This window comes from Flavobacterium glycogeni (assembly GCF_048286775.1).
GTDB lineage: Bacteria > Bacteroidota > Bacteroidia > Flavobacteriales > Flavobacteriaceae > Flavobacterium.
This window is the reverse complement of the sequence record NZ_JBLVPV010000024.1, coordinates 21,428-33,542: the sequence shown is the minus strand read 5'-3', so window position 1 is coordinate 33,542 and position 12,115 is coordinate 21,428. Positions and strand designations below refer to the sequence as shown.

At 35.1% G+C, this 12,115-nt stretch carries 15 protein-coding genes; 8 read left to right on the top strand and 7 right to left on the bottom strand.

Going from position 1 to position 12,115, the window contains the following annotated elements; translation table 11 throughout:
- Window positions 1-29: 29 nt before the first annotated feature.
- The 3 genes from ACNQGX_RS15460 to ACNQGX_RS15450 all read right to left on the bottom strand — a co-directional run bounded on the left by ACNQGX_RS15460 (window position 30) and on the right by ACNQGX_RS15450 (window position 1,948).
- A complete protein-coding gene (locus ACNQGX_RS15460; protein ID WP_417977733.1) occupies window positions 30-749 on the bottom strand; it encodes a hypothetical protein in 720 nt (239 codons plus the stop codon).
- A gap of 69 nt (window positions 750-818) precedes the next feature.
- Window positions 819-1,820, bottom strand: coding sequence for a virulence RhuM family protein (locus tag ACNQGX_RS15455; RefSeq protein WP_417977731.1), 1,002 nt, complete (start codon window positions 1,818-1,820; stop codon window positions 819-821).
- Between the two features lie 5 nt (window positions 1,821-1,825).
- Complete coding sequence (locus ACNQGX_RS15450; protein ID WP_417977729.1) at window positions 1,826-1,948, bottom strand: DUF5522 domain-containing protein; 123 nt, start codon at window positions 1,946-1,948, stop codon at window positions 1,826-1,828.
- Here ACNQGX_RS15450 and ACNQGX_RS15445 point away from each other — a divergent pair.
- The 4 genes from ACNQGX_RS15445 to ACNQGX_RS15430 all read left to right on the top strand — a co-directional run bounded on the left by ACNQGX_RS15445 (window position 1,947) and on the right by ACNQGX_RS15430 (window position 5,509).
- A complete protein-coding gene (locus ACNQGX_RS15445; protein ID WP_417977727.1) occupies window positions 1,947-2,207 on the top strand; it encodes a hypothetical protein in 261 nt (86 codons plus the stop codon). The genes ACNQGX_RS15450 and ACNQGX_RS15445 overlap by 2 nt on opposite strands.
- Window positions 2,208-2,297: 90 nt before the next feature.
- Complete coding sequence (locus tag ACNQGX_RS15440; RefSeq protein WP_417977725.1) at window positions 2,298-3,440, top strand: ABC transporter substrate-binding protein; 1,143 nt, start codon at window positions 2,298-2,300, stop codon at window positions 3,438-3,440.
- A 123-nt stretch (window positions 3,441-3,563) separates the two neighbouring features.
- Complete coding sequence (locus ACNQGX_RS15435) at window positions 3,564-4,595, top strand: iron chelate uptake ABC transporter family permease subunit (protein ID WP_417977723.1); 1,032 nt, start codon at window positions 3,564-3,566, stop codon at window positions 4,593-4,595.
- 128 nt (window positions 4,596-4,723) lie between these two features.
- Complete coding sequence (locus ACNQGX_RS15430; RefSeq protein ID WP_417977721.1) at window positions 4,724-5,509, top strand: ABC transporter ATP-binding protein; 786 nt, start codon at window positions 4,724-4,726, stop codon at window positions 5,507-5,509.
- A gap of 89 nt (window positions 5,510-5,598) precedes the next feature.
- On the opposite strand, the gene ACNQGX_RS15425 is transcribed toward ACNQGX_RS15430, so the two are convergent.
- The 3 genes from ACNQGX_RS15425 to ACNQGX_RS15415 all read right to left on the bottom strand — a co-directional run bounded on the left by ACNQGX_RS15425 (window position 5,599) and on the right by ACNQGX_RS15415 (window position 8,385).
- A complete protein-coding gene (locus ACNQGX_RS15425) occupies window positions 5,599-7,206 on the bottom strand; it encodes a class I SAM-dependent methyltransferase (RefSeq protein WP_417977719.1) in 1,608 nt (535 codons plus the stop codon).
- A gap of 114 nt (window positions 7,207-7,320) precedes the next feature.
- Entirely contained in the window at window positions 7,321-7,776 is a 456-nt protein-coding gene (locus ACNQGX_RS15420; protein WP_417977717.1) for a tRNA (cytidine(34)-2'-O)-methyltransferase, read from the bottom strand.
- 24 nt (window positions 7,777-7,800) lie between these two features.
- Complete coding sequence (locus ACNQGX_RS15415) at window positions 7,801-8,385, bottom strand: pseudouridine synthase (RefSeq protein WP_417977715.1); 585 nt, start codon at window positions 8,383-8,385, stop codon at window positions 7,801-7,803.
- A gap of 170 nt (window positions 8,386-8,555) precedes the next feature.
- Here ACNQGX_RS15415 and ACNQGX_RS15410 point away from each other — a divergent pair, with 170 nt between their 5' ends.
- Window positions 8,556-8,921: a hypothetical protein gene (locus ACNQGX_RS15410; protein ID WP_417977713.1), complete on the top strand. Its 366-nt coding sequence runs from the start codon at window positions 8,556-8,558 to the stop codon at window positions 8,919-8,921.
- 89 nt (window positions 8,922-9,010) lie between these two features.
- On the opposite strand, the gene ACNQGX_RS15405 is transcribed toward ACNQGX_RS15410, so the two are convergent.
- Window positions 9,011-9,673: a Pr6Pr family membrane protein gene (locus tag ACNQGX_RS15405; RefSeq protein ID WP_417977711.1), complete on the bottom strand. Its 663-nt coding sequence runs from the start codon at window positions 9,671-9,673 to the stop codon at window positions 9,011-9,013.
- Window positions 9,674-9,810: 137 nt separating this feature from the next.
- On the opposite strand from ACNQGX_RS15405, the gene ACNQGX_RS15400 reads away from it, so the two are divergent.
- Genes ACNQGX_RS15400 through ACNQGX_RS15390 form a run of 3 tightly spaced genes read left to right on the top strand, consistent with a single transcriptional unit; the run spans window position 9,811 to window position 12,100 of the window.
- On the top strand, window positions 9,811-11,181 hold the full coding sequence (locus tag ACNQGX_RS15400; RefSeq protein ID WP_417977709.1) for a DNA recombination protein RmuC: 1,371 nt from the start codon (window positions 9,811-9,813) through the stop codon (window positions 11,179-11,181).
- A gap of 7 nt (window positions 11,182-11,188) precedes the next feature.
- The gene (locus tag ACNQGX_RS15395) at window positions 11,189-11,554 is read left to right on the top strand and encodes a 6-phosphogluconate dehydrogenase (RefSeq protein WP_417977708.1); all 366 of its coding nucleotides are present in this window, start codon (window positions 11,189-11,191) and stop codon (window positions 11,552-11,554) included.
- Window positions 11,555-12,100, top strand: a complete 546-nt coding sequence (locus ACNQGX_RS15390) for an acyl-CoA thioesterase (RefSeq protein ID WP_417977706.1) — start codon at window positions 11,555-11,557, stop codon at window positions 12,098-12,100.
- Window positions 12,101-12,115 lie beyond the last annotated feature (15 nt).

Here is a 12,115-nt window from a genome sequence, read left to right as displayed (position 1 = left end):
AAACACGAATTGTCTATTTCGTTCATTTTTTAATTTTCAAATTTATTTTTCATGAGTTGTCTAATGGATACCAAATGACCGAATAAAACAATTGGAACTATAAAAGTGGGTAACCAGCTAAATGGAAAATTTAAAACAGCAATGTTTGGTTGATCAAATGCAATTTTCTGTATTGGTGACGGTATTGATAACACTGCGCTTATTACAATATTCATTAAAAGTCCAAGGCTGATAAAATTCCAAATTAAAATAAAATTCCGATTTAACGTTCCTTTCTTAAATCCAAAATAAGCAATAAAAGGGGCTGTAATTCCTGCTACAATATCAAAGTTTCTACCTTCGAAAGTCATTAATTCTGGAATTGCTTTATTCAGAAATAACCAAAACAAAACTACTTCAGCCGGAATTCTCACAATATTTAGATAAGTGATGTTTACCAAAGGTAAGCTGTCTATAAATTGCCGTCCTTTTTTTGTTACAAACGAGAATATAATAACAAGAATCAAAGGCCAAACGCCAAACAACATAATTTTTGGAGGAAATGAATTGGCATCAGAATTGTAAAAATTATTGAATGTTAAAACCGCTTGGATAGCCAACCAAATTATCAAACCAAATAAAATAACATTCGCTTTTTTTCTTATAATTTCAGAATTTGAATTCTTAATTATCCAATAAAAAAACAGCAAAGTCGCTACAGTGGTCAGTGCAAAAGTTATTGGAATATAGATTGGTAAGTTTTCTATCATTATCTGTTAATCTTGATGTTCCTTTAAGTATAATTTTTTCTATTTTACGTTGGCCAATTGACTCATTTTCTAATTTCCCCCTTTCTTGAGCTTTTTTTCGGTAGCTTCAATTTGTTTTATAAAATCCTTTTCTACTTGAGACAATTGATTTTTCGTTAGTTCTTTATACTTATTGTATTCTTTATTCGCTTTTTCTATGGCTTCTTGATGGCTTATTTTACCAGAATGAGAGAGGATTTCTTGTCCTGTCATTTTCAAAAAAGAATCCAATCGCTCGACCCAATCCTTCATATACATTGGCTTTTGGTTTAAAGCTTGTAATTCTGCTAATTCCAAATATGCCGATACAGTCCTGTTCAAGATATTCAATTCTTGCTCGTTGAGATAATTTTTAGCTATTTCAACATCTTGCAAAGTAGGTTTTTCTCCTTTAAAATGGGTTAATCCAAGATTAAGTGTTCTCGCATCAATCCGACTATAAATTACCTCGGCGGCAGTTTGTCCGTGAGCTGCCCAGTGCATTTTATTTTGAATAGTTTTAAAAAAAAGTAGCGAACTTTCGGTTTTAGCATCATAATCAATACTCGTTGCATAAATATCCAATACTTTTCTCCAAAACACTTTTTCGGAAGAACGAATATCACGAATACGGGCTAATAATTCATCAAAATAATTACCTCCACCCACTTGCTTTAGCATTTCATCATTCATCGTAAAGCCTTTTACGATATATTCTCGCAATCGTTGCGTTGCCCAAATACGGAACTGAGTTCCACGATGTGATTTCACACGATAACCAACGGAAATAATAACGTCTAAATTATAAAAAGCAGTATCATAATTTTTACCATCAGAAGCAGTTGTTCGGAAATTCCGAACAACTGCTTTTCCGTCTAACTCACCTTCATCAAAAATATTTTTTACATGCTCGCTAATCGTTGATTTTGATTTTTGAAAAAGTTCACAAAGTTGAGCTTGAGTCAGCCATACCGTTTCCTCTTGAAGACGAGTTTCTATCTTGGTAACCCCATCTTCAGTTTGATAAATCAGAATATTTGAAAGATTCTCCATAACACTTATTTTTTAAATCCATACGGACAATGACGGCAGCCATTAGTACAACAATGCCCTCTCTTTAAATGAAACCACTCTTTAAAAACATAATTCCCGTTCTCCAAATAATAGTCGATTCCTTCCATGAGATTACTCGTTTTGGGTAAATCTTTGGCTTTATTATCCGTTGCAGTTTCAGAAGATAATATAGCTACGTACTCGTCAATTTTAATGGAGCAAGCAGTTGTAAAGCAACTGGAACAGAGACAATCCACCACTTCTGACGGAGTAAAAATGGGCGGAAAATTGTTGCACCAGCATTTACTTCCTTCAGGTGTGTCCCCACAATTAAAAGGAGTTCCGCAAGTAGAACAGTTTTTGACTTTAATGCTATTCATTTCGTAAAGATAGTATTTGTCCAATTTTTTACCACTAAAAATAAACAAGAAATTTTATAAATTTGGTATACCTTTGTTGCTATCAAAAAATTAAATCATGAAATTCTCCTTTAAATTAATCCTTTTTGTTTTCTCTTTTTCAACTTTCATCGGATGTAAAAAAAGCGAAAACCTAAACGTAAAAGAAAGTACTAATTCAAAAAATGCAATCGAATATGCCTCGGGACTTTCTATTTATAAGTACGACGGGTATTCAGTTGTAAAGGTGATTAACCCTTGGCCTGACGCCAATAAAAACTTTACTTATATACTAAAAGAAAGAAACAGTATCGTTCCGGACAGTCTGCAAAAATACACTACCGTTCAAGTTCCCCTGCAATCGATTGTGGTTACTTCAACTACAAATATTCCTTTTCTGGAGATGCTAAGCGTCGAAAAATCGCTGGTTGGTTTTCCACATACCGATTATGTATCTTCAGAGAAAACACGACAATTAATCGACAATGGTTCCGTTAAAAACGTGGGTCAAAATGAAAAATTAAACATGGAACAACTCATTGATTTGGCTCCTGATCTTATCGTGACTTTTGGCATAGACAATAACAATCCAATGATTGAAAATTTACAAAAAAGCGGTTTAAAAGTAATGATACAAGGCGATTGGATGGAACAATCCCCTCTTGGAAAAGCTGAATGGTTAAAACTGTATGGTGCATTATTTGGTAAAGAAAAAGAAGCCACAATACTTTTTGATACCATTGTAAAGAACTACAATGAGGCCTTAAAATTAGTTTCAAATAAAAAACCGGAATCAACTGTATTATATGGTTCGATGTATCAGGATCAATGGTTTGTTGCCAAAGGAAATAGCTGGGTAGCACAATTCATGAAAGATGCAAAAGCCAATTATCTTTGGTCGAATGTTGAAGGAACCGGAAGTCTGGGATTGTCTTTTGAGAAAATATTAGACAAAGCAAAAACCGCCCAATATTGGATTGCTACAGGTTCATTTAAAAGCATAACAGAATTAGCAAACAGTAATCCACATTACAGTCAGTTTGATGCTTTTGCAAAAAAGAACATTTACACTTTTGAAGGCAAAACAGGTGCAAAAGGCGGTACCATTTATTATGAGTTAGCACCAAGCCGACCTGATTTGGTTTTGAAGGATTATATTAAAATCTTCCATCCCGAATTGCTTCCAAATTATACTTTTACTTTTGCACAAAAACTAAATTAAATTCCGCTCTCCTACCGAAGAGAGGGAGCAAAACCGAATCTGTTAGTGTGTTTTTTGCAAGTAACTAAAGTTACCTTAAACAAACTTCTAAACAACAATCATTAATAGCTAAATAAGAACAAATTGCCTCACCAAAAACGAAATACGATTCTATTTTTATTGCTTACTTTAGGGCTTATTTTTTTGTTTTTTGTAAACATTAGTCTTGGTTCCATTACGATTCCTTTTAAAGAAATCTACACCAGTTTAACGGGCGGTCAGGCGAGTAAATCCACTTGGGAATATATCATTATCAACTATCGCTTACCCAAGGCTATCACTGCTGTTTTAGTAGGAATGGGATTATCGATAAGTGGTTTGTTAATGCAAACCTTGTTTAGAAACCCATTGGCAGGGCCTGATGTTTTAGGACTGAGTTCTGGGGCAAGTTTGGGCGTTGCATTTGTTATATTGAGCGCTAGTTTGTTACCGTCATTTTTAAGTACAATTTTGTTATCTTCCTACGGAATAGTTTTGGCATCTACATTAGGAAGTACTGCTGTTTTGTTATTGGTTTTATTAGTTTCGCAGCGTTTGCGTGATACAATGGCAATCTTAATTGTGGGCTTGATGTTTGGCAGTTTTACCAGTGCGATTGTGGGTGTACTAACCTATTTCAGCTCCGCGGAACAATTGCAGAAATTCACTTTTTGGTCTTTGGGAAACCTTGGGAATTTGTCTTGGACATCAATCCTCATTTTATCCGTTTGCGTGGGAATTGGCTTGTTTTTGAGCATTTTTAGTATCAAATCATTGAATGCTTTACTTTTGGGTGAAAACTACGCCCGCAGTTTAGGTCTGAATTTCACAAAAGCACGCCTGATTATCATTTTTGCAACGAGTATTTTAGCAGGCAGCATTACCGCTTATGCAGGCCCAATTGCCTTTGTTGGTTTGGCAGTTCCCCATATAGCAAAATTGATATTTAAAACCAGTGACCATTCCGTATTGTATTGGAGTACATTACTTTTAGGAGCTGCAATAATGCTTATTTGTGATGCTATTTCACAAATGCCGGGCATGGAAATTACTTTGCCTATCAATGCTGTAACTTCTATATTTGGTGCTCCCATCGTGGTTTGGCTTTTAGTACGGAAGAGGAAAATGATGGGATGATTTTAGTATTCAGTTCCCGATAGTTATCGGGACAGTCGCAGTTTTCAGTTTTTTAAAAAGTTAGAAGTTAAGCGTTAAACGTTTCATCACATCTAACACTCAACTTCTAACGTTTAACTCAAGAAAAAATGAGCAACAAAAAAAACATACTTACAACATCGCATTTAAGCATTGGTTATAAAATCAAAAACTCGGAGATACCTATTGCCGAAAACCTCAACTTGAATTTGCGAGAAGGAAAACTTATTGCTTTAATTGGGGCAAATGGAATTGGAAAATCGACTTTATTGCGAACAATAACTGGAATTCAAAAACCGTTGTACGGAGATGTTTTTTTGAATGATAAGAAACTTACTTCCTACAACCCATTAGAGTTAGCTCAAAATTTAAGTATTGTTCTTACCGAAAAATTACCGCCAAGCAATCTAACCGTTTTTGAGTTAGTGGCGTTGGGCAGACAGCCCTATACCAATTGGATAGGAACTTTGTCTGATATTGATATTGTTAAAGTTAACGAAGCAATGTCATTGACACAAATCAGTCATTTAGCTACTAAAAAACATTATGAAATAAGTGACGGACAATTGCAAAAAGTCCTTATTGCACGTGCTTTGGCACAAGATACTCCGTTAATTATTCTAGATGAACCCACAACCCATTTGGATTTATTACACAAAGTGTCCCTTTTCAAATTACTCAAAAAATTAACGCACGAAACTGGAAAATGCATCCTTTTTTCTACTCACGATATCGATATGGCGATACAATTGAGTGATGAAATGATTATCATGACGCCAGAAACCGTAGTTCAGGATGAGCCGTGCAATTTGATTACCAAAGGAAGTTTTAATACCTTATTCAAAGATGAACATATTATTTTTGATAGCGAAAAGGGGAAATTTTTGATTGTTTAATTGGTCTGCTTACTACAAAAAAACTGTTTTTTTTTTACCACGAAGACACTAAGGCGCAAAGTTTTTTTAAACTGGAAACTGAACACTTCTCAAACTCCTTTCAACAAATTAACACTTACAGTTGCAATAGCAGCATCTGGAAATCTCCTGAAAAAATTAGTATCCGGATACAATCCCGCTTCAGCAGCTATTTTGTGTAAAACAGAAATCTCGACTATATATTGATCCGAAAAACCGTGTGTGGCATCATAAGCTGTTGCAGCTGTTTTTCCCAAATTAGCAGCAGTCAAATTTGGAGCAATCGTATGCAATTCAATCATTAATAATCCAAATTTTCGAACATACGGAGACCATTTATTAAAATGTTCCAATAGATTATCCTCAACCAGATTATTACTGATTCGCTCTCCTCTGTGCGCAAATGCTCCTGTTGAATGACTGACTCTGTCTTTGGTGATCTGTTTCGGCATTTCCCAAATTCGGTTATGATCGAGAAAGGTTCTCACATTCAACAAATCTTTCAAATCAATGTTGTAATTTTCCAATAAATCATCAGCTAACAAATCAGGACGACCAATATCTCCCCAAATTACTTTGGCCCAAATATCGGCTTTGATTAAATTGGCTCGGGTTACTTTCAATGCCGCCTGATTATAATCGGCACCCACAAGGAATAAAGGATAATCATCCAGCATTTTTCCACGCAGCGTTTGTCTTTCAATAACATCAAAAATATGCTCCAGAAACGCTCCATTGCCGCAACCCATGTCAAGAATTCCTTTGGGCTGATCTGCTATTGGTAAGTTAAATAATTTGATAATAATTTCATCCACGACTTTAAAATACGTGTCGTGTGCACCTCCGCTTCCCCAAACATTCATTTCTCGATCCACATGAATTTCATCTTCGCCTTCGGCAACCGTTCGAAGGATATTTGGGTTACCAAAAAGCAAATCCTCCATTTTACTGAACGTAGGCAAATAGGAAACCGTCACCCCGTAAGCTGCTGCTCTTTTTGCGAAAAACAACCCTTTTTCCGTAAACTGATAATTGCCTTTTTTTTGGGTAAACCAACCTAAATCAACAAAGAAATTCAATATGATTTTGAAATTTTCGGGGGACTTATGAAATTCTTCGGGACGGAAGGAAATTTCCATAAAATACTTATGAAACATTCCACTCATGCCCAACCGCACTAATATTGGTCCAACCAAAGAACCTTCAATATGCATTAAAATCTGATGTTGAATTTCATTGGTCAGCGTATCATTCGAAAATGAAATTCCATAATTAGTTGCGTACAAATCGAAAATTAAACCCAATCGAACAAATGGAAAATCGTCTAATAATCGCGTGCGAAATTGCATCGAGAAATGCAGTAAATCAAGCACATCTTCATACAAATAGAACATTGAAAATGCAATCGCACTTTTATCGTTCATGCTGAATTTAATTTGGTCCGTAGTGGTATTGATATGATAATCCAAGAATCCTTGCGAACACAAAACACGCAAGCCCACATTGAGATAGCCTTCATTAGCTTTAAACTGTTCCGTAAGTTCCGTAAGCGTGACTTCTTTTCTATCGAGAATATAGGACAGCACTCCTTTTTCATGCAAAACATACGCTACGGGAGCAGTAACCAGACCATCTAAATGCTTAAAAATGGTGCTTCTAAGAGTAATTTTATCAATCATAAAAAGTACGTTTTAATGGAGCAAAAACACAATTCAATCCAGAATGACCTACTCAAATATATGAAATTTCAACCACAATAACGCCTTACTTTTTTACAACTTCTTATTTCTAATTTACAGTTTACTAGTTATTTGTCTCTTCGCTTCGCCAATAACAAAAGCGACAGAATTAGCGATATTAAAACTTCTAATTAGTGATGACATCGGAATTGTCAGGTGATTGGGAAATTCGTTTAAAACAGCTTCACTCAAGCCTTTACTTTCTTTCCCAAAAACCAACCAGTCACCATCTTGAAAATCATTCTCCAAATACGATTTTTCGGCATGGGAACTCATCAGGAAAACACGGGACAAATCAGGAATTTGTGCTTTCCATTCGGCTACATTCTGATATTCTGTTACATCAAGATGCACCCAATAATCCAATCCGGAACGTTTCAAATTTTTATCATTGATTACAAATCCAAAAGGATGAATTAAGTGTAAACGGCTTTCGGTACCGACGCACAATCGGCCAATATTTCCGGTATTATTTGGGATTTCAGGTTCTACTAAAACGATGTTTAACATTGCAATTATTGTTATTTTTTATTGTTATTCCTCATTCGAATCGACTGTAAAATCAGACACTTCCAGAACTTTTCCCGCCTGTAAATCATTAAGGTGTACGTTTCCTATTCGAACACGAACCAATCGTAACGTGGGAAAACCAACCGCTGCCGTCATTTTACGGACTTGGCGAAACTTTCCTTCATTGACTGTAATCGAAGCCCAAGAAGTTGGACCGTGACGTTCATCGCGTATCTTTTTTCCTCTTGCGCCAAAAGCAGGAATTTCATTAATTAAAAAAGCTTTGCATGGTTTAGTGCTATATTTAGTGCCATTAAAACCTATTTCGACTCCTTTTTGCAATTGCTCGATCGCTTCCTGATTGATAACGCCATCGACTTGGACATAATATTCCTTGTCGACTTTTTTACTTCGAATGATTTCGCTCATCATTCCATCCGTGGTCAATAGCAATAATCCTTCGGAATCTTCGTCAAGACGACCTATAGCCATCGTTCCTTTGGGGAAATCATATAATTCACCCAACAGTTTCTTTTTTCTTTTTAATTCGTAAATAAACTGGCTCAAATACCCGTAAGGTTTATGAATGATGAAGTGAGAATGAGACATTTTATTGTATTATTTATGCGTGCAAAGATAGTTTTGTTTTCGCTGGATTTAAAATAGTGTTGCGATACATTTATTGGTGTAAACCAAAAGCTAAGTTAAATGATTAAATTACCTCGTTTAAAAGACGTAATATTATAATAGCTAATGTTATATCATTAAAATTAAACATCATGGAAAATAACGATTTAAGTTCAAAAAAAACGAACAATAAGCAAAATACAAATGAAGGATTTAGCGGTAAAAACTTACCTGAAGATTATAATTCCGACGTATCACATTTGAAAGCAGAAGTAGAAACTGATGCACATGGAAATCAAAAAATTGTTCAAAGAGCACGCAATATAGACGGAACTTTGAAACAAAATGAGGATAGCACTCCTAAAAATTTAAGTTCTGATACCGCGAATGTTTCTGAAGAACAAGCTAAAAAAATGGTAGAAAATAAAGATCACAACTCGGATATTATTCCAAACCGTTATCCGAATGAGCATCCTGACAATAAAGAAGACCGAGGGAATATAAAACTGGATGAATAAAAATTGATTTTGTTAAAAAAAGCCAGATTTCAGCAACGAAATCTGGCTTTTTTTTATGGCGTGATTAAAACTAATTTAATTTCAAAAAATCAACTATCAGTAGAAACGTTTGATTCTGAATTTACTCGTTTCATTTTCCCAATCCCAATCAGTAAAGTTCCAAAAAAAAGAAAAGCCAATAGCATAAAAAAGCTATTCAGCAATACTGTATTGTAGCCCAAAAGAATCACATCGACAAACGGATACGGGTAAAAACTAAAAAAAGCACCCCGAATTAACGTGTAAACCAAATACACCGAAGGAAAAATCAACCACGGAAAAATGTCTTTGAATTCCAATGTTTTTTTAGGAACAAATAGAATCCAATATATCAAAACCAATAGTGGAATAACCAAATGCAACAACTCATCCACTACTTTTTGAGAACCCGTTGGGGCCCATAAAAATCGTAGAATCGCATTGTAAACAAGTCCTACAATGGTGATATATAGTGTAATTGCTGTTGTATTTTTAGGTTTCGAAAAAAACAAACCCCATTTGGATTTTGGCTTCAGCCAAAGAAAAGTAAAACATATTGCCACCAAAATATTCGTTTGAATGGTGAAAAAACTAAAAAACCGAGCAATTGTTTCCGGAAGCGAAGCCACACGATTGATAATGATAAGATACAATTGCAATACAACAGCAAACCAACCGACAATAGCTATAATTGCAAAAAAACGAGAATTCCATTTTAAAGATTTATCCTGCATATTTTTTAAAGTATAAAAATTAATTGACAACTACATTTACAAATCCACGAATGCTAAAACTTAAGATACTATTTTGATTTCCGAAAGGAAACCAGCAAACTTTTGTTTATTTTTACAAACTTACAAAAAGAAATTCTATGTCAAATATGCTTCCGTTTTTATTGATTTTCATCGTTGCGCTCGCCATTGGTATTTTCATTGGCAAACTCATTTTCTCTGCCCGATTCCAGTCGGAAAAAATTAGTTTAGAGGAAAAACTCATTGCCTTTACCTCTCAATTCAATCAACTGAAAGAGCAGATTATTGTTGACAAAACAACTTTTGAAAAGCAATTAGAAAACACCAATACTGAGAAAGAAAGCATTCGGAACGAAAAAGACAGTCTGGCAATCCAGCTTTCTAAAAAGGAAGTTGATTTTGAGAATCTTTGGGAACGCAACAAAGAACAAAAAGAAGAAGTGGAGAAATTACAGGAAAAATTCACCAAGGAATTTGAGAATCTCGCCAATAAAATATTAGAAGAAAAGTCCACTAAATTCACGGAACAGAACAAGGAAAACATTAAAAATATCTTGACGCCTTTACAGGATAAAATTCATTTGTTCGAAAAGAAAGTCGAAGATACTCACAAAGAAAGCATTGATTATCATGCGGCTTTGCGCCAACAAATTATAGGCTTACGAGAAATGAATATCCAAATGAGCAAGGAAACCATCAACTTGACAAAAGCTTTGAAAGGCGACAGCAAGATGCAGGGAAATTGGGGCGAATTGGTTTTGGAACGCGTTCTTGAAAAATCAGGATTAGAGAAAGGCCGTGAGTATGAAGTACAACAAGCTTTCACTACCGAAGACGGAAATAGAGTTTTTCCTGACGTTGTCATCAATCTGCCAGACGGCAAAAAGATGATTGTCGATTCTAAAGTTTCTTTGACTGCTTATGAAAAATACATCAATGAGGAAGATGACGATATGAAAATTGGATTTTTAAAAGAACATGTCAATTCCATCAAACGCCACGTAGAACAATTGGGCAATAAAAATTACCACGATTTATATCAAATAGAAAGTCCTGATTTCGTTTTGCTTTTTATCCCAATTGAACCCGCTTTTGCCATGGCGCTCAATGAGGATACAAGTTTGTACAACAAAGCATTCGAGAAAAACATTGTCATTGTTACGCCAGCTACTTTATTAGCTACTTTACGAACGATTGACAGCATGTGGACCAACCAAAAGCAACAGGAAAATGCTTTGGAAATTGCACGACAAGCTGGTGCATTGTATGATAAATTCGAGGGTTTTGTAGCTGATTTAATCAAAATTGGTAAAAAAATAGACGAAAGCAAAATTGAATACAGCGGTGCCATGAACAAATTGGTGGAAGGAAAAGGAAACCTGATTGTGAGTGTAGAAAAATTGAAAAAAATGGGAGCCAAAGCGAAAAAAGCACTTCCGGAAAGCATATTAAATCGAGCAGAAAAAGACGAAAATCAACTTTTAAACTAAACAAAAAATGAGAAAATTTTTAATGGTTATTACCGCAATACTTGTAGTGTCAGTTGCCGGTTATTTCGCTTTTTTATACAATGCCACGTACAGTGAAGGGGTACGTTCTGGCGAATTAATAAAAGTGAGCCGCAAAGGAGTTGCTTTCAAAACTTGGGAAGGTGAAATAAGCCAAGGAATTTCCGGAGCACAGATTTTCTCTTTTTCGGTGATGGACAATCAGGAAAAAGTAATTACTGATTTGAAAGATATGGAAGGTAAATATGTTCAGGTAACTTATGTGGAACGCTACAGAACATTTCCTTGGTGGGGCGATACGCGCTATTTTATCACAGACGTAAAAATGGTAAACTCTCCTTTTAAAATAAAATAAATGAACCGTACCTTTAAAACCGTCGCATCTTCTAATATCAGCATTTCAGAATTGATGTTGCCGTCACACACTAATTTTAGCGGAAAGATACACGGAGGTTATATTTTGTCTTTATTGGATCAAATCGCTTTTGCCTGCGCTTCAAAATTTTCGGGAAATTATTGCGTAACCGCTTCAGTAGATACCGTGAATTTCTTAAAACCAATAGAAGTAGGCGAACTCGTTACAATGAAAGCAAGTGTCAATTATGTAGGTAACAGTTCGATGATTATTGGTATTCGTGTAGAAGCCGAGAACATTCAAACGGGAAAAATCAAACATTGTAACTCTTCCTATTTTACTATGGTCGCCAAAGACAAAGAAGGCAAGAGCATGCTTGTTCCCGGATTAATTCTGTCCAATCTTAATGAAGTACGTCGCTTTTGCAATTGCATCAAACAAATAGCCCTAAAAAAGGAAAAAGACCTACACGAAGAAGAGTTTGATTACACCTCAAAAGAATCATTTGAGAGCTTAAAAAAATACAACATTAAGTTAGCGCTATAATTACGCTAACCATTA